This is a genomic window from Hoyosella sp. YIM 151337, from assembly GCF_026041215.1.
GTDB lineage: Bacteria > Actinomycetota > Actinomycetes > Mycobacteriales > Mycobacteriaceae > Hoyosella.
In genome coordinates this window covers 37,092-56,556 of record NZ_JAPEIQ010000043.1, presented here as the reverse complement: position 1 = coordinate 56,556, position 19,465 = coordinate 37,092, and the positions used below count along the sequence as shown (strand labels likewise).

At 62.5% G+C, this 19,465-nt stretch carries 17 protein-coding genes and 1 pseudogene; 10 read left to right on the top strand and 8 right to left on the bottom strand.

The features are described 5' to 3' along the window. Nucleotides 1-102: 102 nt before the first annotated feature. The 4 genes from ONR57_RS23430 (at nt 103) to ONR57_RS20615 (ending at nt 4,940) form a co-directional block, all read left to right on the top strand. Nucleotides 103-1,641 carry an alpha/beta fold hydrolase gene (locus ONR57_RS23430; protein WP_265125590.1) on the top strand — a complete coding sequence of 513 codons (1,539 nt, stop codon included), beginning with the start codon at nt 103-105 and terminating at the stop codon, nt 1,639-1,641. 112 nt (nt 1,642-1,753) lie between these two features. Continuing rightward, nucleotides 1,754-2,740 carry a Zn-ribbon domain-containing OB-fold protein gene (locus ONR57_RS20625; RefSeq protein ID WP_265125589.1) on the top strand — a complete coding sequence of 329 codons (987 nt, stop codon included), beginning with the start codon at nt 1,754-1,756 and terminating at the stop codon, nt 2,738-2,740. After that, nucleotides 2,737-3,780 (top strand): thiolase domain-containing protein, encoded by a 1,044-nt coding sequence (locus ONR57_RS20620; protein WP_265125588.1) that lies wholly within the window; start codon nt 2,737-2,739, stop codon nt 3,778-3,780. The genes ONR57_RS20625 and ONR57_RS20620 overlap by 4 nt, the downstream gene beginning before the upstream one ends. Then, nucleotides 3,777-4,940 carry a thiolase domain-containing protein gene (locus tag ONR57_RS20615; RefSeq protein WP_265125587.1) on the top strand — a complete coding sequence of 388 codons (1,164 nt, stop codon included), beginning with the start codon at nt 3,777-3,779 and terminating at the stop codon, nt 4,938-4,940. Before ONR57_RS20620 ends, ONR57_RS20615 begins: the two co-directional genes overlap by 4 nt. Nucleotides 4,941-5,008: 68 nt before the next feature. Here the strand turns inward: ONR57_RS20615 and ONR57_RS20610 are convergent. From ONR57_RS20610 to ONR57_RS20600, 3 genes and pseudogenes are all read right to left on the bottom strand, one after another. Further along, nucleotides 5,009-6,965 (bottom strand): annotated as a pseudogene (locus ONR57_RS20610) (heavy metal translocating P-type ATPase). Further along, nucleotides 6,962-7,327, bottom strand: a complete 366-nt coding sequence (locus tag ONR57_RS20605; RefSeq protein WP_265125586.1) for a helix-turn-helix transcriptional regulator — start codon at nt 7,325-7,327, stop codon at nt 6,962-6,964. The pseudogene ONR57_RS20610 and the gene ONR57_RS20605 overlap by 4 nt, the downstream one beginning before the upstream one ends. 35 nt (nt 7,328-7,362) lie before the next feature. After that, nucleotides 7,363-8,967 carry an ABC-F family ATP-binding cassette domain-containing protein gene (locus ONR57_RS20600; protein WP_265125585.1) on the bottom strand — a complete coding sequence of 535 codons (1,605 nt, stop codon included), beginning with the start codon at nt 8,965-8,967 and terminating at the stop codon, nt 7,363-7,365. Between the two features lie 284 nt (nt 8,968-9,251). Here ONR57_RS20600 and ONR57_RS20595 point away from each other — a divergent pair, with 284 nt between their 5' ends. Continuing rightward, the gene (locus tag ONR57_RS20595; protein ID WP_265125584.1) at nt 9,252-9,599 is read left to right on the top strand and encodes a helix-turn-helix transcriptional regulator; all 348 of its coding nucleotides are present in this window, start codon (nt 9,252-9,254) and stop codon (nt 9,597-9,599) included. Nucleotides 9,600-9,695: 96 nt separating this feature from the next. Next, nucleotides 9,696-11,405: a SulP family inorganic anion transporter gene (locus ONR57_RS20590; protein WP_265125583.1), complete on the top strand. Its 1,710-nt coding sequence runs from the start codon at nt 9,696-9,698 to the stop codon at nt 11,403-11,405. Nucleotides 11,406-11,494: 89 nt separating this feature from the next. Here the strand turns inward: ONR57_RS20590 and ONR57_RS20585 are convergent, their stop codons facing one another. Next, entirely contained in the window at nt 11,495-12,721 is a 1,227-nt protein-coding gene (locus tag ONR57_RS20585; RefSeq protein ID WP_265125582.1) for a cytochrome P450, read from the bottom strand. A gap of 155 nt (nt 12,722-12,876) precedes the next feature. Between ONR57_RS20585 and ONR57_RS20580 the strand changes: the two genes are divergently transcribed. The 3 genes from ONR57_RS20580 to ONR57_RS20570 all read left to right on the top strand — a co-directional run bounded on the left by ONR57_RS20580 (nt 12,877) and on the right by ONR57_RS20570 (nt 15,993). Further along, nucleotides 12,877-14,037 carry a steroid 3-ketoacyl-CoA thiolase gene (locus ONR57_RS20580; RefSeq protein WP_265125581.1) on the top strand — a complete coding sequence of 387 codons (1,161 nt, stop codon included), beginning with the start codon at nt 12,877-12,879 and terminating at the stop codon, nt 14,035-14,037. Between the two features lie 101 nt (nt 14,038-14,138). Next, nucleotides 14,139-14,870: an SDR family NAD(P)-dependent oxidoreductase gene (locus tag ONR57_RS20575; RefSeq protein ID WP_265125580.1), complete on the top strand. Its 732-nt coding sequence runs from the start codon at nt 14,139-14,141 to the stop codon at nt 14,868-14,870. Nucleotides 14,871-14,934: 64 nt separating this feature from the next. Then, the gene (locus tag ONR57_RS20570) at nt 14,935-15,993 is read left to right on the top strand and encodes an alpha/beta hydrolase (protein WP_265125579.1); all 1,059 of its coding nucleotides are present in this window, start codon (nt 14,935-14,937) and stop codon (nt 15,991-15,993) included. A gap of 12 nt (nt 15,994-16,005) precedes the next feature. On the opposite strand, the gene ONR57_RS20565 is transcribed toward ONR57_RS20570, so the two are convergent. Beyond that, complete coding sequence (locus ONR57_RS20565) at nt 16,006-16,758, bottom strand: SDR family NAD(P)-dependent oxidoreductase (RefSeq protein ID WP_265125578.1); 753 nt, start codon at nt 16,756-16,758, stop codon at nt 16,006-16,008. Between the two features lie 49 nt (nt 16,759-16,807). On the opposite strand from ONR57_RS20565, the gene ONR57_RS20560 reads away from it, so the two are divergent. Further along, the gene (locus ONR57_RS20560) at nt 16,808-17,353 is read left to right on the top strand and encodes a TetR/AcrR family transcriptional regulator (protein ID WP_265125577.1); all 546 of its coding nucleotides are present in this window, start codon (nt 16,808-16,810) and stop codon (nt 17,351-17,353) included. Here ONR57_RS20560 and ONR57_RS20555 read toward each other — a convergent pair. Genes ONR57_RS20555 through ONR57_RS20545 form a run of 3 tightly spaced genes read right to left on the bottom strand, consistent with a single transcriptional unit; the run spans nt 17,328 to nt 19,453 of the window. Further along, nucleotides 17,328-18,167, bottom strand: coding sequence for a MaoC/PaaZ C-terminal domain-containing protein (locus ONR57_RS20555; protein ID WP_265125576.1), 840 nt, complete (start codon nt 18,165-18,167; stop codon nt 17,328-17,330). The genes ONR57_RS20560 and ONR57_RS20555 overlap by 26 nt on opposite strands. A 28-nt stretch (nt 18,168-18,195) precedes the next feature. Further along, nucleotides 18,196-19,206, bottom strand: coding sequence for a ferredoxin--NADP reductase (locus ONR57_RS20550; RefSeq protein WP_265125575.1), 1,011 nt, complete (start codon nt 19,204-19,206; stop codon nt 18,196-18,198). Beyond that, a complete protein-coding gene (locus ONR57_RS20545) occupies nt 19,199-19,453 on the bottom strand; it encodes a hypothetical protein (RefSeq protein WP_265125574.1) in 255 nt (84 codons plus the stop codon). Before ONR57_RS20545 ends, ONR57_RS20550 begins: the two co-directional genes overlap by 8 nt. Nucleotides 19,454-19,465 lie beyond the last annotated feature (12 nt).

Below are 19,465 nucleotides of genomic sequence, written 5' to 3'. Positions count from 1 at the left end.
GCCCTGAAGCTCACCGTTCGGGGACCTTTTCCCATAGCGCAGCCATGGCAGCTCGGCGCACGCTGTGACGGTTAACATCCGCCCGTTGCCCAGGGAGTGCCCGTGCCGCCAACAACAGCCCTCGCTGCCCCGCCGCCCGGCGCGATCCCGGCGCGCACCGCCAGAATCCCGCTGCGCGTCGTCATCGCCGTCGCGCTTCCAGCCCTCTTCGGCGTGCTCTCGGGATTGATCACGCCGCGAGGGCCAATCACCACAGGCGAGGGCCTAGCGACCATGGCGCTCGCGCTGGTCACGGGATTGCTCGCAGGGAGTGCCGCCCGCAATAGGTGGGCGTTGCTCTTCGCGCCCCTCGCCTTTGTTATTGCGCTGGAACTCGCCCGCCTCCCAGTGACAGGACCGACGGTCGACGCGATTCGCGTGAGCACTCAATTCGGGTTCATTGCCTTCGCGACCGGACGCGGTGTGCACGGCCTTCTGGCGATAGCTCCTCTCATGCTCGGCGTGGCGCTCGGCGCTGCGTACGCGAAGCGCCGGAGCGGCTCCACTCCCCAGTACCGCGGACTCGCGGGCCGCATCTGGGCGTACTTCCGCCGGACGATGACCGTTGTGCTTGCTATCCTGCTCGCCGCACTCGCAGTGGGGATTGCCCGGCCAGCGAGCACCGATCCGATCATCGATGCGAATGGAGCTCTGAAATCCGGCAGCATCGCTGAGCTGACTACGGTTCATTTAGACGGAAAAGACCTGGCAGTCATGACCCGCGGGCATGACACCGACAACCCGCTGTTGCTCTACATCGCGGGCGGGCCGGGCGGTTCCGAACTCGGCGCCATGCGCCGGCACCTCGCCACCCTCGAAGAGGATTTCACCGTGGTCACACTGGACCAGCGCGGGACAGGCAAGTCCTACAGCGCGCTCGATCCTGCGTCCACCCTGACATTCGATGGTGCGGTGCGTGACGTCATCGAACTAACGGAGCTTCTGCACGAGCGCTTCGGCGCACCGCCAACGTATCTCGTCGGCCAGTCATACGGGTCGCTAGTCGGCGTTCGCGCCGCCCAGCAGCGGCCGGACCTCTTCGCGGCGTATATAGGTGTCGGACAGATGGTCAGCCCCGCGGAAACCGATCAGATCATTTACGAGGACACCCTCTCCTGGGCGCGCGCGGCCGGCCGCCAGGAGGTGGTGGAACACTTGAGCGCGATCGGCTACCCGCCCTACCACCGGATCAGCGATTACGAGACCGCCACAACATACGAGACCTCAGATGTTTATCCTTACGATCACAGCCCGAATTCCGAAGGCGCCGGGCAGTTCTCGGAGAATATCTTCGTCAGTGAGTACACGCTGCTCGAGCAGCTTCATATCCTCGGTGCGGTCCTCGATGTGTTCAGCATCATCTACCCGCAACTGCAAGAGGTCGACTTTCGCACTGACGCTCCAACACTCGACATCCCGGTGTACCTCATGCAGGGACGGTTCGAGGCACGCGGCCGCACCGAACCAGCGCATGAGTGGTTCGATCTCTTGAATGCACCCCACAAAGAGATGGTTCTCTTCGACACTTCCGGCCATCGTCCGCTATTCGAGCAACCCGGGGTTTTCCGCGAGGCTTTGGCACGGATCGCCGCGGAGTCGTGACGGGACCCAGGTTCGCGTGACCCACGGGTAATTTAGAACTTGTTCCACCAATTGTCTTCGGACTTGCGCACAGACTGTTGCCTATTAGGCAGGAACGTGTTCCACTATCTCTGTGACGACTGATACAGCACCACTCAGCGCACCACTGACGATCGAGTTCGGCTACACCCGCTCGCTCGGTCCCGTGCTATCCACATTCATGACTGCCCTTTCCCAGCGACACATCCTTGGCAACAGGGGCAGTGACGGGCGAGTGCATGTTCCGCCTGTCGAATACGATCCGGTGACAGCGGAACCGCTCACCGAGTTCGTTGACGTTGCGACTGAAGGCACGGTGCTCACGTGGGCGTGGTGCCCGGAACCCGTTGATGGCCAGCCGATCCAGCAGCCCTTCGCGTGGGCGCTGATCCAGCTCGACGGGGCCGACACTGGGTTCCTGCACGCGGTGAACGTGCCCGCACCGAGCGACATGCAAACCGGCATGCGCGTCCAAGTTCACTGGGCGGAAACACCAACCGGCCACATCCGGGACATCGCCTATTTTGAGCCCGCTAACAGCGAAAGCGCAGCGCCGCCGCAACCACAGGCGCCACCCGAGTCGATACGCGATGACGCCGGCACTGTGACGACCGTGATCACCCCGATCCAATTGAGTTACAACCACACCGTTTCTGCCGAGGAAAGCCGCTACCTGCGCGCACTCGCCGACGGCAAGCTCATCGGGCAGCGCTGCCCCGAATGCGACCAGGTCTACATTCCGCCGCGCGGCGCATGCCCGGTTGACGGCGTCCCCACCACTACCGAAGTGGAGTTGCCTGACACGGGTATCGTCACGACGTTCTGCATCGTCAATGTCCCGTTCCTCGGCCAGCGCATTACACCGCCCTACGTCGTCGCCTACATCCTGCTTGACGGGGCTGACATCGCTTTCCTCCACCTCGTGCGTGGCTGTGATTCCGCGGACGTCCGGATGGGAATGCGTGTGCGCGCAGTGTGGCGCCCGCAAGAAGAGTGGCAAACCTCGCTCAGCAACATCGACCACTTTGCGCCAACTGGCGAGCCCGACGCCCCCATCGAAACATTTGCGAGGCACCTATGAGAAATGTCGCCGTCGTGGGCTTCGCCCAGTCACCCAGCGTCCGCTCAACCGAAGGGACCACCAACGGCGTCGAAATGCTGGTACCGGTTCTTTCGGATCTTTTCGGGCAGACGGGCCTCACGAAATCTGACATCGACTTCTGGTGTTCAGGGTCGTCTGATTATCTTGCGGGGCGGGCCTTTTCCTTCATCGCAGCGGTCGACGCGCTCGGCGCGTTTCCGCCTATCAACGAGTCGCACGTGGAATGCGACGCTGCATGGGCGGTGTACGAAGCGTGGATCAAAATCCTCACCGGAGAGGTCGACACCGCCCTGGTGTACGGCTTCGGCAAATCGTCGGCTGGGGAACTGCGCCGAGTACTCAGCTTGCAGCTCGATCCTTACACCGTCGCGCCACTGTGGCCCGATTCAATCAGCCTCGCAGCAATGCAGGCACGCCTGGGCCTCGAAGCTGGACGCTGGACCGAAGACGACATGATGGCGATCGCGGCGCGCAGTCTCTCCGATGCCACAGCGAATCCCTACGCCCAGCGATCTGGTCAACTGGTCACTGACGCTCCAATGATCGCCGATCCACTGCGCTCCTACGACGTCGCACCCATCTCAGACGGTGCGGCCGCGCTGATCCTTACCACCGAAGCACGTGCCCGCGACCTCGTCGCACGGCCGGCCGTCATCAGCGGTTTCGATCATCGCGTCGACAGTGCTGTGCTCGGTGCTCGCGATCTCACCACCTCGCCCTCCACACACGCAGCAGGCCAGGCCGCCGGCGCACGTGACATCGAGGTAGCCGAACTCCACGCGCCATTCACCCACCAAGAAATCATCCTGCGGGAGGCTTTGCAGCTCAGCGACACTGTGCGAATCAACCCCTCAGGTGGCCCACTTGCCGGCAACCCGATGTTTGCGGGTGGATTGATTCGCATCGGTGAGGCAGCTGCCCGGATTCACTCTGGTGACGCGTCACGCGTCCTGGCGCACGCTACGAGCGGCCCGCTGCTGCAACAAAACCTCGTCGCTGTCATGGAGGCACAGTCATGAGCGCACACCGAGCCGCAGTACTCGGTACGGGACAGACCCACCACCGCACCAAACGCACCGATGTGTCGATGCCCGGGCTGATCCGTGAAGCAATCGACCGTGCGCTGGCCGATGCGCAAGTCGAGTGGAAAGACATTGACGCCGTCGTGATCGGCAAAGCGCCAGACTTGTTCGAGGGCGTCATGATGCCGGAACTCTTCCTGGCGGATTCACTTGGAGCCGTGGGTAAACCCCTGCTTCGAGTGCATACCGCTGGTTCGGTCGGCGGCTCGACATCGATCGTCGCTGCGACCCAAGTGATGGCTGGCGTGCACCGCCGTGTGCTTGCCGTCGCGTTCGAAAAGCAATCCGAATCTAACGCCATGTGGGGGCTTTCGATAGCACCGCCGTTTTCGATGCCGGTCGGCGCTGGTGCGGGCGGGTATTTCGCACCGCACGTTCGGGCCTATATCCAGCGCTCCGGCGCGCCCGAGCACATCGGCGCGATGGTCGCTGTGAAGGATCGCCGAAACGGTGCGCTGAACCCGTACGCGCACCTCCGTCAGCCCGATATCACCATGGAGTCGGTGCAAGCGTCCCAAATGCTCTGGGACCCCATTCGTTACGACGAAACTTGCCCGTCCTCCGACGGAGCCTGCGCGATGGTGATCGGTGATGAAGCTGCCGCCGCTGCTGCGAGCGGAAGTGTCGCGTGGGTCCACGCCATGGCCATGCGGACCGAGCCAACAACCTTCGCGGGACGCGACCAGGTGAACCCGCAGGCGGGCCGTGACGCCGCCGCCGCGCTGTGGCGGGCAGCCGGTATTGACGACCCGCTGCGAGAAGTCGATGCGGCGGAAATCTACGTCCCCTTCTCGTGGTTTGAGCCGATGTGGTTAGAGAACCTGGGTTTCGCCCGTGATACGCCGGGCTGGAAGCTCACCGAAGCTGGTGTGACTGAACGCAACGGCGAACTCCCGGTCAACCCTTCCGGCGGGGTGCTGTGCTCGAATCCGATTGGCGCCTCCGGCATGCTGCGCTTCGCTGAAGCCGCGAAGCAGGTGATGGGCCGCGCAGGCGACTACCAGATCGATGGTGCACGGAAGGCACTCGGCCACGCGTACGGCGGCGGGTCTCAGTACTTTGCGATGTGGCTGGTGGGGGCCGACAAGCCCGAGTGACTGGCCCTCAGCGTCGCGAGCGTTTGTATCGAGTGCGCAGCATGAATCCGATACAAACACCCGCGACGTTAGGCGCTGGCAAGCGACGGCGCATCGGTGACCCTGCCGGAAGCTGGGTCTGATAGCGCCTCGCCCCGCCTGCCCGCCCGGACACCGTTCACGATCACCGCGATCTCTGCGAGTTCATGGATGAGCACGACTGCGGCGAGTCCCAGCGTTCCCGTAAGAGATAGCGGTATCAGCACAGCGATCAAACCGAGTGAGAGCCCGACATTTTGCAGCATGATGCGGCGGGCCCTGCGGGCGTGAGCAAAGGTCTGCGGAAGATGCCGCAGATCCTCACCCATCAGCGCCACGTCAGCAGTTTCGATCGCGACATCACTGCCCATGGCACCCATCGCGATACCGACATCAGCTGCAGCAAGTGCGGGTGCGTCATTGATACCATCGCCCACCATCGCGATCCCCGGATCGCGCCGGAGACGCTTCACGAGACCAGCTTTGTCTTCCGGGCGAAGCTCAGCGTGCACGGTGACGATTCCTGACGCCGCGCCGAGAGCTTCCGCGGTAGCACCGTTATCGCCGGTGAGCATTGAAACCCGGTAACCGTCACGGCGCAGGCGTTGCACGGCGGCGGCAGCCTCGGGGCGGAGTTCGTCGCGGATCGCGATCAGCCCGAGGATCTGACCGTCATCCTCCACGAGCACCACGGTTGCTCCCGCGGCTTGCATCCGTTCGACATCGTCCGACAACGCACCGGCGTTCAGCCAGCCCGGGCGGCCCAGGCGCACCAGCCGCCCTTCGACCCTGCCGGTGATACCAGCACCCGCGACTGCCTTCACTTCTGTGGCGGGGGTGACGTCGCTGACGGTATTCACTATGGCGCTGGCAAGCGGATGCTCACTGCGCGTCTCAAGCTCTGCCGCAATACCGAGAACGTGATTACGCGCGACACCGCCGAGAGTGCGGACGCCGACTACAGATGGTTCGTTTCGCGTGAGAGTTCCGGTCTTGTCGAAGGCGATCGCACGCACTTTGCCCAGCGACTCCAGGGCCGCACCGCCCTTGATGAGGACACCCATTTTGCTCGCTCTGCCCACTGCGGAAACGACCGTGACAGGAACAGAGATAGCGAGTGCGCACGGCGACGCAGCGACAAGCACAATGAGCGCGCGTTCAATCCATACGAGCGGATCACCGAACACGCCACCCGCCACAGCGATCAGCAGGGAGACCACCATGATGCCGGGAACCAGCGGTTGCGCGATGCGATCAGTAAGACGCTGAGCTGCCCCTTTGCGGCTCTGCTCGGCCTCCACAATGCGCACTATGCGGGCTAATGAGTTGTCTTCGGCGGTCCTGGTTGCATCGATCGTCAAAACCCCAGCGCCATTGATCGCACCCGCAAACACGTCGTCACCCGGGCCCGCCTCCACAGGTACCGATTCGCCTGTGATCGCGGAAAGATTCAGGCTGCTGCGGCCGTCGCGGATGATTCCATCGGTGGCGATTCGCTCTCCTGGCCGCACGAGCATTCGGTCGCCGATCTGCAGTTCAGTTGCTGGCGTGTCGGTTTCCCGACCATCCCGCAGAACGGTGGTTCGCGACGGAACTACGGCCAGCAGCGCGCGCAGCCCGCGGCGGGTCCGCGTTAGTGAGTACGCTTCCAGCCCCTCTGCGATCGAAAAGAGGAAGGCCAGCATCGCCGCTTCCTCCACTTCACCGAGGAGGACCGCGCCAATAGCGGCGATCGTCATCAGCGTGCCGACCCCGATTTTGCCTTTCATCAATCGGCGCAGGGTCGGCGGCACGAACGTCGCACCGGCGATCAGCAATGCCGCAGCGGCGAAGACCAGCGTGATCGGGTCCGGCGCACCGCTCCACTCGGCAATCAGCGCTACGAGCAGGAGCACTCCGGCCGCAGCGGCCGCGCGAAGTTCCTTAACGTGCCATAACCGGAGGTTTTGAGTCCGCCCCCGCACTGTGCGCCGGTTCGTCATGGCTGCAGCCGCACATGTCGCTCATCCGTCCGCCGCCTTCGCAGCAAGGCCGTAATTCGGACACAGCGCTACTGCGCTTCCCGTTGCAGACAGCAGCGTTTCCGCGGATTTGAGCAGGCTGATCAGTTCCGGCTGCGCGAGACTGTAGAAGACCTGTCGGCCAACTGGACGGCCCTCGACGAGTTTGCAGTCCCGCAAACACGCCACATGAGCTGACACCGTTGACTGCGCGAGACCGAGTTCAGCGACAAGGTCCGCTATCCGTGCTTCACCGTTTGCGAGGCGTTGCACAATCGCAAGCCGAGTGGTCTCTGACAGGCTGCGGAACAGCGCCGCGGCAGGCTCAAGAGACTTGCCTTGTGGGCCAGAACAGGTATCAATCGCCACCAACCGATTATATCGACGAACGCCGATTGATTGTGCTATTCCTCCGCAATCGTTCCCCGGTTGACAATCCACCGGCGGGTGACTCCGATATCACCCAGGAGCGTTTCGTCATGACTCGCAACCAGCAGTGCACCTTGATAGTTGGAGAGCGCGCGTGTCAGTTGTTCCACGCTGTCGAGATCCAGGTTGTTAGTCGGCTCGTCGAGCAGCAAGAGCTTAGGTGCTTCGTCAGCAAGCAGAATCCGGGCAAGTGCGACCCGGAATCTCTCTCCTCCCGACAGCGTCCCGGCCGACTGGCTGACACCGTGACCGGTGATCAAGAACCGGGCGAGCTTCGCCCGCACCTCTTGTTCGGTGGCGGATGACGCGCTTGCTCTGATGTTGTCCATGACAGAACTGGCGTCGTCGAGAATGTCCAGCCGCTGGGGCAGGTAGCCGATCTGCGGAATCACCCATTCGACTGGGCCACATCCGGCCCCGCCAGCGATTGCCTCCAACAGTGTCGTTTTTCCCGACCCGTTGGCACCTACAAGTGCGATTCGCTCCGGCCCGCGTACGTACAGGCGCCGACCGCCAGAAAACAGCGTGAGCACATCCTGCCCCTGGGGCACATGTGTTGCAGGCAGCGAGATGCGGACTAGATCATCGTCACGCACGGCACTCTCCGCTGCGTTCAGCTTCTCCTTTGCGGCCTGGATCTTTCCCTCATGCATGATTCGGTGCTTACCCGCGGACTCCTGCGCAGCGCGCTTGCGCTGACCCATAACTATCTTGGGTTCACGTTTGTTCGCGTACATCTTTTTCCCGTACCGGACGCGCCGGTCGAGCTTAATGCGCGCCTGAACGAGTTGCTGCTCTTCCTGAGCTAGTTTTCCCTCTGCGACGCGCCGCATGCGTTCCGCTGCCTGCTGTTCGGCATCACGCTGCTCGATGTACTCGGAGTAATTGCCGCCCCACACTCGAATCTCGTTGTTGCGCAGTTCGGCGATCTGGTCCATATGGTCGAGGAGTTCACGGTCATGCGACGCGACAATTAACACACCCGGCCAGTTCGCAACCGCATCGTAGAGCAGCGTTCGGGCGCGCCGGTCGAGGTTGTTCGTGGGCTCATCCAGAACTGTGACGGGTGCTCTGCGCAGCATCAAACCCGCTATCGCAGTAAGCACTGTTTCGCCGCCGGATAACGTGCCCACAGCACGGTCGAGCACGGCCGCGCCCTGCGCGCCCTGCGGGTTGATGCCGAATTTGCTCAGCGCTGCGACGGCGCGTTCTTCGATATCCCAGTCGTCACCGAGCACCGCGAAGAAAGCTTCGTCGACGACACCGGACTCGATGCGCCGCAGCGCATCGCGCTTGACTGCAATCCCAAGGAGATCACTGACCGTCTGGCCAGCTTCCAGCGCGATCGTCTGGGGCAGGAACGCAACAGCCCCGCTCGCGTTGACACGCCCCGACGTTGGAGCCAACTGCCCCGCGACGAGACGGACCAGCGTGGACTTACCCGCACCATTGCGGCCGATCAGGCCGGTACGGCCTGGTGGGAAAGCACAGTTCAGCCGGGTAAGCGCGGGTGACCCGTCAGGCCACTCGAAGGTGAGATCGATACAGGTGACCGCGTTGGGCGCGGAGGGGTGAGACATAGGAGCCTTTCGACGACAACGGACGGTGCGAGATACGCGGCGTTCGCTGTCAGGTCCATCGGCTGGCCTCTCCCCCTAGACTGATTGCTTGCGGTCAACAGCATGACATAGCGGCGACGGGACAGTCGATCGGTTTTCTGACCCCGGCTTCCCAATCCATCTGTGCACCTCAGGCATAACCGCAGACTCCGGCCTTGGTCTACTGACATGCGCAGATGGATTTGCGAGCGCATATAGTGGCAGCACAGTACCGCCAATTCACAGTGGAGGACAGAGGAGGGCCGATGCCCGCAGACGCACGCCAGCCGCTGTATCAAATGAAGGCGGACTTTTTCAAAACGCTGGGACATCCGGCGCGCATCCGGGTGCTCGAGTTGCTCAGCGAGCGTGAACATGCCGTCTCCGAGATGGTCGCCGAGATCGGCATTGAACCGGCGAACCTGTCCCAGCAGTTGGCAGTCCTGCGGCGTGCGGGGCTAGTCACGGCGAGACGCGAAGGTTTATCAGTGTTGTACACACTGACATCACCTCGCGTCGCCGAACTCCTCCAGGTTTCGCGTGAAATCCTCACTAGCGTTGTAGCGGGGCAGGCTGAACTGCTCGACGAGTTTGCTGAACCGCCCGCCCACTGACCAGACTGTCGCAAACTTCACACCTCACCCTTCCTATTCACTTGCTAATATTTGCAAGTAAGATTTTATTTATGTAATAAAACAGCGAGGCAGCGCATGTCCGAACTCAGCGCCGAGGGCGTCTCCCCAGAGTCCCCGGCGAACGCCGGCAGCAGAAGACCTCGCGTTTTTCAGACCACGTGCTCGTTACTGCCGACATGGACCGACTGGCGGCCAGCCGTCCGCGCACCGGGTGGCGACCTCCTCGCAGGGCTCGTCGTAGCACTCGTAGCGCTGCCCCTCGCGCTCGGTTTCGGAATCAGCTCCGGGCTTGGCGCGGCAGCTGGGCTCGCGACGGCGGTCGTTGCCGGCGCGATCGCAGCCATATTCGGCGGGTCACGATTCCAGGTAACCGGGCCGACCGGCGCAATGACTGTGGTGTTAGTTCCTATCGCGGCACAGCACGGTGCCACGGGGGTACTGACCGTGGGGCTGCTTGCGGGTTTGATACTCGTGGTGCTCGCGTTCGCCGGGATCGGGCGAGCTGTCCGGTATATGCCTGCGCCTGTGATAGAAGGCTTCACGGCAGGAATCGCTGTCGTCATCGCGTTGCAGCAAATTCCCACCGCCCTCGGCATCAGCGACGCCGAGGGTGAAGAAGTATGGCGAAGCGCATTTGACGCGGTGCTCCGCTTCGCCTCTCATCCATCGCTCACAGAACCAGCGATTGCACTGCTCGTCGCAGCCGTCATCCTCGCGGGTGGCCGGCACTTTCCCAAGCTTCCGTTTGCCCTAGCCACTGTGGCTGTCGCAACGGCCGCTGCGCGACTCTTCGATCTCGATGTCGCCAAGATTGGCGCACTACCGCAGGGCCTTCCTGCGCCGTCACTGAGTTTCCTTCAGCTAAGTGACGTTCCCGCGCTGCTTGCGCCCGCGCTCGCTGTAGCCGCGCTCGCAGCGTTGGAGTCCCTTCTGTCGGCAACCGCGGCAGACTCGATGGCGGTGGGTACCCGCCACAACCCCGACCGGGAACTGCTGGGCCAGGGCCTCAGCAACATCGCCGCGCCGCTCTTCGGCGGCGTGCCTGCGACCGGGGCCATCGCGCGCACAGCAGTGAATGTGCGCTCCGGAGCCCGCACGCGCTTGGCCGCGCTTAGTCACGCTGTGATCCTTGCTGGCATCGCCTACCTCGCAACAGGACTCGTCGCAGAGATTCCACTGGCTGCACTAGCTGGGGTACTTCTCGCGACTACGGTGCGAATGGTCGAAACAGCGTCGGTTCGCGCGATCTTTCGCGCGACACGTGCCGACGCACTCGTCCTCGCACTGACTTTTGCTGTCACCGTGGTGTTCGACTTGATCACCGCCGTCGCGGTGGGCGTGGGTATCGCTGGCGTACTCGCGCTGCGCGCGGTAGCTCGCAGCGCGAAACTCGAGCAGGTCCCCCTTGCTGACACTGGCGATCACGCTGTCGAGGAACATGACCTTCTGCGCGAGCATATTGTCGCTTACCGAATCGACGGTGCGGTGTTCTTCGCGGCCGCACACCGATTCTTGCTTGAACTCGCGGAGGTCAGTGATGTGAAGGTCGTGATCCTCCGCCTCTCACGGGTCACCGCGCTTGATGCGACAGGCGTACTGGTGCTCAGGGACGTTATTGAAAAGCTTCAGCATCGGCACATCACCGTTCTGCTATCGGGCACGAAAGCAGAACATCTGCAGCCACTTGCGGCACTCGGCGTGGCACCGGACAGCGACGGTCTGCGCCGTTTGTTCCCGACAACACCTGAAGCGATTAGGTACGCCCGACGGCTCGTCATACGGTGAGAATCTATCTGTCCAGGTCAATCATTACTCGCTGTTTTGGGTAGTTGCCGTTGACCCGGGCAGATAGATTTGGGAAGGGACAAGGGCGACTACTCGTACGCCACCGGGTAGTGCTTAATGCCATTGAGCCAGCCAGAGCGCAGCCGCACCGGTGGAGCAACTTCCCGGATGTTTGGCATCGCGTCGGCGATGGCCTTGAAGATCAAGTCGATCTCCAAACGGGCGAGGTTGGCACCGATACAGTAGTGCGTCCCCGTACCGCCAAAACCGACATGCGGATTGGGGTCCCGGAGGATGTTGAACTTCTGCGGCTCGTCGAATGCCTCTTCATCGAAGTTGGCGGACGCGTAGAACAGCCCAACCCGCTGGCCCTTCTTGATCAGCTGGCCGCCAAGTTCGGTGTCCCCCGTGGCTGTCCGCTGGAAGGCCGTCACTGGCGTCGCCCACCGCACTATCTCGTCTGGGGCTGTCCGTGGCTGCTGTTCCTTGAAAAGCTCCCATTGATCGGGGTGGTCGATGAAAGCCTTCATGCCGTGGGTGATGGCGTTTCGTGTCGTCTCATTGCCGGCGACGGCGAGGAGAATTACGAAGAATCCGAATTCCTCAGACGCGAGCGATTCACCATCGATATCCGCGGTAACGAGCTTGGTCACGATGTCATCGACCGGACACTTGCGACGATCTTCCGCCATGTTCCAGGCGTAACCCATGAGCTCGGTGGATGCCGCCAGCGGATCGATGTCGTACTCCGGGTCGTCGTACCCGATCATCTCGTTGGACCAGTCGAAAATTTTGCGGCGATCCTCTTGGGGTACACCAAGGAGTTCGGCTATCGCCTGCAGCGGCAGCTCGCACGCCACCTGCTGAACGAAGTCCCCGCTCCCCTCCTTCTTGGCTTCGTGAACGATGCGCGCCGCTCGCTCGGTGAGCGCGTCCTGCAGGCCGCTTACGGCGCGCGGAGTAAAGCCCTTCGCGATAATCCGCCGGGCTTTGGTATGCACCGGCGGGTCCATGTTGATGAGAATGACGCGCTGGGCATCGATCTGCTCGCGTTCGATATCGCCGCTGAAGCGGATAATCGCCGTGTTCTCGCTGGAGGAGTATGTTTCCGGCCGCTTCGAAATCTCTTTGACATCAGCGAGTTTCGTCACTACCCAATAGCCGCCATCGTTGTATCCGCTCAGGCCCGCCGGCTGGGGGTTCCACCACACCGGAGCGGTCTTTCTCAGCTCAGCGAACTCTTCGATCGGGACACGCTGTGCCCACATGTCTGGGTCGGTGAAGTCGAATCCTTCGGGAATGCGCGGTTCGCCCACATCTGCCTCCTGGTTGCACCGGCTGCGGTGTAACTGGGTGTAACACGTTCTACAATTGAGTGATCATCACCCTACTCTGCCTGGCAGCGAAGCGCCATAGCCTTTTGCAAGAACGTGTTCTATATTCAGAAACATCGACGTAGGAGGACTCTTTTATGCGACACCCTGTGATCATTGATGCGGCCCGGACGCCGATAGGTAAGCGAAACGGCTGGCTTTCCGGCCTGCATCCCGCCGAAATCCTCGGCGCAGCGCAAACGGCGCTACTCGAGCGAAACCAGGCAGACCCGCACACGATTGAACAGGTTATCGGCGGCACGGTTACCCAGGCAGGCGAGCAAGCCGGCAACGTCACGCGCACCGCCTGGTTACATGCCGGACTTCCGCAAACTACCGGTGCGACCACCATCGATGCGCAATGTGGCTCGGCCCAGCAAGCGGCGCACCTGATTGCCGGACTCATCGCCTCCGGCGCCATCGACGCTGGTATCGCCTGTGGCGTCGAATCAATGAGCCGCGTACCACTGGGCGCCAACCGTGGCGAAGGCATCGGTACTCCGCGCCCCGATTCGTGGACGATCGACATGCCGAACCAGTTCGCCGCTGCCGAACGCATCGCCGAACGGCGAGGCCTGACCCGAGAGGAGGTGGACGAGTTCGCCGTGGCGTCCCAGCACAAGGCGCTCGCGGCGTGGGCAGCTGGGCGATTCGATCGTGAGGTCGTGCCAGTGAAGGCACCAGTCATGAGTGACGGAATGCCCACCGGTGAATCTCATCTCGTCACGCGCGACCAGGGTCCTCGAGATAGCACCCTCGAAGGACTCGCAAAACTCAAAGCCGTGCTCGAGAACGGCGTACACACTGCCGGAAGTTCGTCTCAGATCTCCGACGGCGCGGCTGCGGTGCTCATCATGGAAGAATCCCGCGCCCGCGAACTCGGTCTGACGCCGCGCGCACGCATCGTCGCGCAAGCGCTCGTAGGCGACGATCCCTACTACCACCTTGATGGCCCGATCGCTGCGACCGCGCGCGTGCTCAACAAAAGCGGAATGTCGATCAACGACATCGATCTCTTCGAGGTCAATGAAGCGTTCGCTTCGGTCGTGATGTCGTGGCAGCAAGTGCACGAACCCGACCCGGCCAAGGTGAATGTCAACGGCGGTGCGATCGCTCTCGGGCACCCTGTGGGCAGCACCGGTGCACGGCTCATCACGACGGCATTGCATGAATTGGAACGCCGCGACGCGAGTACCGCTTTGATTGCCATGTGCTGCGGCGGTGCAATGGCGACCGGTTCGATCATCGAGCGGATTTAGGCCCGCGATCCTCCCGCTCACCGGACTATGAGCTATTCCACCAACCACCCTGCTCAGTAGCTTCGGGGCCACGACTTCATCTCGCAGGCAGGAGCACACTGATGGGACGGCTGACAGGCAAGAACGCTGTGGTGACGGGTGGCGCCCGGGGTATCGGGGCCGCGATCACACGAATGTTGATAGACGAAGGGGCGTCCGTCACTATCGCGGATCTCCTCACCGACGAGGGCGACGCACTCGCCAGTAGGCTCGGGACGCGGGCAAAGTTCACCAAATGCGATGTCACGTCGGCACAGTCCTGGGGTGATTTGGTCGATTCCGCCGAGGACGCCTTCGGCCCGATCAATGTGCTCGTCAATAACGCCGGAATGGTGCAGCGTGCGCGGATCGAGGAACTTAGTGAAGCCGACTACCGGCAGGTCATCGACGTCAACCAGGTAGGTGTCTTCCTCGGTATGCGTGCGGCACTCCCCTCCATGCGACGCGCCAAGGGTGGCTCGATCATCAACATCTCATCAATCGAGGGCATCGTCGCAGCACCCGAAATCATCGCGTACGTCGCCTCGAAGTGGGCGGTGCGCGGCATGACGAAAGCGGCCGCGCATGAGCTCGGAGCAGACGGCATCCGGGTGAACTCTGTGCACCCCGGCGTCATAGAAACACCGATGACGATCGGCAAGGAAGGAATCGAAATGATGGTGCAGGGCCTGCCCGTTCCCCGCATGGGACGACCGGAGGAGATCGCCGGCCTCGTCACCTACCTCGCCAGCGATGAGTCAACCTACTGCACCGGAAGCGAATTCGTAGCCGACGGGGGCTACACGGCACGGTAGTGCTTCCCGGTCCCGTATGGAAGCATGTCGAATGCGCGTAGCGACGTTCGACAAGGAGGGCGCAATGGGAGCTGTGGTCGACCTGGCTAAACGTGGGCTATCACGCGTGATGGGAGCCACGCCCGACGCGTGGTGGTCGCCGCTGGCGCGGGGCCGCACACCAGTCGACGGTCAGCTCATGCCCGCACGGCTACACGTCCTCTCTGCGTTGGCGGCACCTCATCTCGCAGCGTTGCGGGCGCCGACCAAACGTTCCCGAGCTATGGTCGATCTGCTCATGGGACTGAACGTGGCACCCGATGCACTCGCGGTGAGTGCGACCGACCTCGAGTTCGCAGGCGAGAGCACTCCCCTTCATGCACGGCTATACGAGCCGGTTGACATCCGGGGCAACGGTCTCATCGTCTTTCTGCATGGCGGTGGATGGCATGTGGGAAGCGTAGGTGGGTACGACCCACTGTTACGCTTCCTCGCCGCGAAAGCGGGTGTTCGTGTGTTCGCGTTCGACTACCGCCTCGCACCCGATCACCCATTTCCAGCCGCATTCGACGATTGTCTGGCCGGATACCGTTACGCCGTCGCGCAAGCGGATGACTGGGGCATCGATCCACACGCAATCGCGATCGCAGGAGACAGCGCGGGTGGCAACCTCGCCGCAGCAGTTGCCCTCGAGCTAGCACGCGAAGATGCGACAAGCGAAAGCGTCACACCCAGACCGGTTTTGGCAGCGCTGATCTATCCTGCCCTCGACGCAGATCTCGCAAACTACGAATCATCGGATCTGTTTGATACGCCGCTCACCCGCGCGGGCGTCGACCGTGCATTGAACTGGTATTTAGGCGGCGTGGAGAACGGAGCGGACCTCCGATTCAGCGTCCTCAATGCCGAGGAACTGTCCCTGATGCCGCCCACGTACATCGCAACCGCCGGCATGGACGTGCTGCGCGATCAAGGTGAGGCGTTCGCCGCCGTCCTGAAGAAGACGGGAGTGAAGGTCACGGCCCAGCGCTTCGACAATTTGCCACACGGGTTCGTCAGCATGCTGCCCGATCCGGTGGCACGGGCAGCAGCCGGAGACGTTGCCGCAGCGATTGGTGAGGCTCTGCGCCGCGGTCTGCACTAGTCGCGGTACTTCTCACACGTGCGAGCCGCCATCGACCCGCAGTTCAACGCCGGTGAGAAACGCGCCATCCTCGGATGCTGCGTACGCGATCGTGCCTGCGATCGCGGCCGGATCACCGAATCCTAGCTGTGGCTGGATCCGACTGTAGAACGACGAATCGACAGTCTCCGGGAAAGCCACCCCGGTCATCAGCGGGGTGACTACTCCGCCTGGAGAGATCGCAACAACCCGCACTCCATCGGCCGACACCTCCGCGGCGAGACTGAGCGAAAACGCCAGTACGGCGCCCTTAGTTGCCGCGTACGCCGCCATGAACGGATGCGCGTGAGTTGCGGAGGTCGACGCGATGTTGATCACGACGCCACGAGATTTCCGCAGATGCGGCATGGCTTCGCGGCAGAACAGGAACGTACCCATCAGGTTGACGTCGATAAGTCCTTGGAAGTCGCGGACTGAGAGCTCATCGATTGGGGTGGTCTTGTGCACCCCGGCGACATTCGCTAGCACATCGATTCCGCCTAGTTCGCCGACTGCATCGGCAACCACGTCGATTACTGACGTCTCGTCGGAGACGTCGGCCACCCGGGTAATGATCTGTCCAGCGCCGCCCTCGGCGACAACTGCTTCAGTGTCCTTCAGTTCCTCAGCATTCCGGTCGACCGCGTATACGGCGGCGCCTTCGGAGGTCAAGCGGAGCGCGGCCGCCCGTCCGATCCCCGTGGCTGCTCCTGTCAGCAGAACCGTCTTTCCTTTGAATCGCAACAATGTTCATGCCTTTCTCGAACTGATACACCTGTGTCTAATATGATTTGTGATGACGAAACCCGACCCCTCCACGCGCACTCGGCGCGCAATCCTTCAGGCGGCCGCCGCCGCACTGCGCAAGCATGAGCGCGCCGGAATGGCTGATATCGCTGACGAAGGCGGGTTTGGCCGGGCGACGCTGTATCGGTACTTCTCCAGTCGTGAAGAACTCCTCGTCGAACTCAGTCGCTTCGCCGCGCAAACGTCACTCGAAGCGCTCGATGAAGCCCGCATTGACTCCGTTCCGGTTCCGGATGCGCTAAGTCGGGCGACCCGGGCATTGCTTAGCGTGGGCCGCGAACTGTGGACAGTCAGCACCCACCGCAAAGAGCTCTGGCCGGAAGAAGAAAAGATCGGCGACGTTATGCGCGATCTCGCTGCCCGCGGCCAGCAGGAGGGTGTGCTCCGCACCGATCTGCCCGCGCACCAGCTATCCGTGCTGTTCGGGTCGTTGATTATCGGCGCCCTCACTCTCGACCCGTTGCGCCAGCTGGGGATTGAAGATGCGACCGACGCCATCATGACTGTCTTCATGGAAGGGGCCCGCGTCCGCTAGCAGACGAGGCGAATTCTACGTACGCATCGGAGATCACCGGCACGCCATCGGCTGTCACCGCCAGGTCGTACCGCGAGGCACGTCCGTCCTGACAGTGTCCTGCTACTTCCAGAACCTGGCCGGGCAAGACGGGGGCACTGAAGCGTGCGGCCAGCCTGGTCAGGTCCACGGCGCTTGCCCCCACCGAGCGGGAGAAACCGAGAATACTCGTGGCCAGCGTGCACAGCCCGTGCATAACCGGCCGAGGCTGCCCGATGGTCTTCGCGGCGTCCGGCAATATATGAATCAAGTGTCTATCCCCGGTCAAACGATACAGCGCGGCCTGCTCCGGCCAGGTCGGAACCGCGACGGTGGTCGCCGTCCCATCAACTCTCGCGCCGCACCGGTCCGCCGCACTCCCGCGCGGCCCACCGAATCCGCCTGCCCCCGGGGCGAAGATGGAATACCTTGCGCTGAACCATTGACTGCGTACGTCGACGTCGAACACCGCCGCGCGGCCTTTATCCCACACCGCTGCGACTGCGGCATCCAGTTCAAGATCGCCCGCGACCGGGAGTGGTGCGTGGATTTCCAGCTCCTGGCTGCCATGTACGGCCCGCGAAACGTCATACGCACCTAGCTCACCTAGCAGGTCGGGCGCCCACAACCCGAGCGTGAGCGCATATGTGGGCAGCACCTGAAGCTGCTTTTCGAAGATCAGATCGAGCTCGTCAGCCTGCGCGCCGATAGTGAGCGCGTAGAGCATCACGTCACGCTCGCTGTAGGAAACAGTCCTGCGCCCCAATGTTTTTCCGGTCAGTTCATGCTCGGGCATCTCGGCACCCTTCTGTACTCAAATGTGGCTATTCCTCGTAACTGACCTTGACGCTGTCGCTGACGCGCGTTGCCTGGCAGGCGAGCACCCAGCCTTGCTCGAGATCGCCTGGATCCAGGACGTCCGTATCCGGCTGTGCCACTTCACCTTCGATCACCCGGCACGCGCACGCGCCGCACGACCCTTCCCGGCAGGAGAATGGGGCATCAGCTCCGGCAGCGACGAGCATGTCAAGCATGCGTGCCGTACGTGGCCACGCAGCCTCAATCACGTCACCATCGATTTCGGCGTGCAGGCTTCCCGAATCGTCGTCATCAGCGACGGCGATGCCGAGGTCAGGTTGCGCGAATGGGTCACCTGACAGCGACACGAACTTCTCGAAATGCACGAGTGATCTTGGCATTTCCAGGCTGTCGCACGTCGCGCGCGCAGCGTCCATGAATCCGGCCGGCCCGCACACGAACACTTCGTGATGACGGTACGGGGCGAGAAGGGTGAGTAGCGCAGCATTCGTGGGCAGACCCTGAACCGACTCGAGCCAGTGCAGCACCGTAAACCGGTCTGGATAGCGCTTGGCGAGTTCCGCGAGTTCACAGGCGAAGATGACGGACCGTTCGTCCCTGTTGGCGTAGAACAACACCACCGACCCCTCCCCGGCCACGAGTGCTGATTTCGCAATGGAGATCACCGGAGTGATGCCGCTGCCGGCGGCCATCAGTAAGAGATCGTTCGCGAAGGTCCGCGGGGTGAACACACCTGAAGGGGCGAGGACGCGGAGTTCGTCACCCGGCTGAATGTGGTCACACAACCAGTTCGAACCGTACCCTCCCACAACACGTTTGATGGTCACCTTCAATTGCTCTTCGGTGTGAGGGGAACTCGCGAGTGAGTACGAACGTGCGCCGCCGGGCAGTTCGATCGTAAGGAACTGCCCGGGGCGGTAGGGCACCTGCTCTGCTGATACGTCGAATACCAGCGAACATGCGTCTGCCGTTTCGGTGACGACATCGATCACTCGAAGCCTCCGAATGTCAGTCATGACTCTCAACCCCCAGGTCTCCCCGCACTACCGCAGCTTCGATGGAGGCACGCAACGCACCACAATGCCGGATGAGCGCGCAGCGCGTGCCAGTGGCGAGACGTGGTGCGAACTCGTGGCAGGAGGCGACTGCACCAGTGGTCCATTGCACGCTGGTGTGCGGGAGACTGTTCTTCCGCACACGCACCGTGCCACCGCACTGTGCACACTGAACTGGGCATGCGGGCGCGCCCATCGGTGTACTCATCCACTACTCCCT

Bases quoted from the DNA above. Each gene is read 5' to 3' on its own strand.
- ONR57_RS20550 (WP_265125575.1), bottom strand. From the start codon at position 19,206: ATGACTGACATTCGGAGGCTTCGAGTGATCGATGTCGTCACCGAAACG.
- ONR57_RS20595 (WP_265125584.1), top strand. From the start codon at position 9,252: ATGCCCGCAGACGCACGCCAGCCGCTGTATCAAATGAAGGCGGACTTT.
- ONR57_RS20555 (WP_265125576.1), bottom strand. From the start codon at position 18,167: ATGCCCGAGCATGAACTGACCGGAAAAACATTGGGGCGCAGGACTGTT.
- ONR57_RS20560 (WP_265125577.1), top strand. From the start codon at position 16,808: ATGACGAAACCCGACCCCTCCACGCGCACTCGGCGCGCAATCCTTCAG.
- ONR57_RS20600 (WP_265125585.1), bottom strand. From the start codon at position 8,967: ATGTCTCACCCCTCCGCGCCCAACGCGGTCACCTGTATCGATCTCACC.
- ONR57_RS20575 (WP_265125580.1), top strand. From the start codon at position 14,139: ATGGGACGGCTGACAGGCAAGAACGCTGTGGTGACGGGTGGCGCCCGG.
- ONR57_RS20620 (WP_265125588.1), top strand. From the start codon at position 2,737: ATGAGAAATGTCGCCGTCGTGGGCTTCGCCCAGTCACCCAGCGTCCGC.
- ONR57_RS20545 (WP_265125574.1), bottom strand. From the start codon at position 19,453: ATGAGTACACCGATGGGCGCGCCCGCATGCCCAGTTCAGTGTGCACAG.
- ONR57_RS20615 (WP_265125587.1), top strand. From the start codon at position 3,777: ATGAGCGCACACCGAGCCGCAGTACTCGGTACGGGACAGACCCACCAC.
- ONR57_RS20580 (WP_265125581.1), top strand. From the start codon at position 12,877: ATGCGACACCCTGTGATCATTGATGCGGCCCGGACGCCGATAGGTAAG.
- ONR57_RS20590 (WP_265125583.1), top strand. From the start codon at position 9,696: ATGTCCGAACTCAGCGCCGAGGGCGTCTCCCCAGAGTCCCCGGCGAAC.
- ONR57_RS20570 (WP_265125579.1), top strand. From the start codon at position 14,935: ATGGGAGCTGTGGTCGACCTGGCTAAACGTGGGCTATCACGCGTGATG.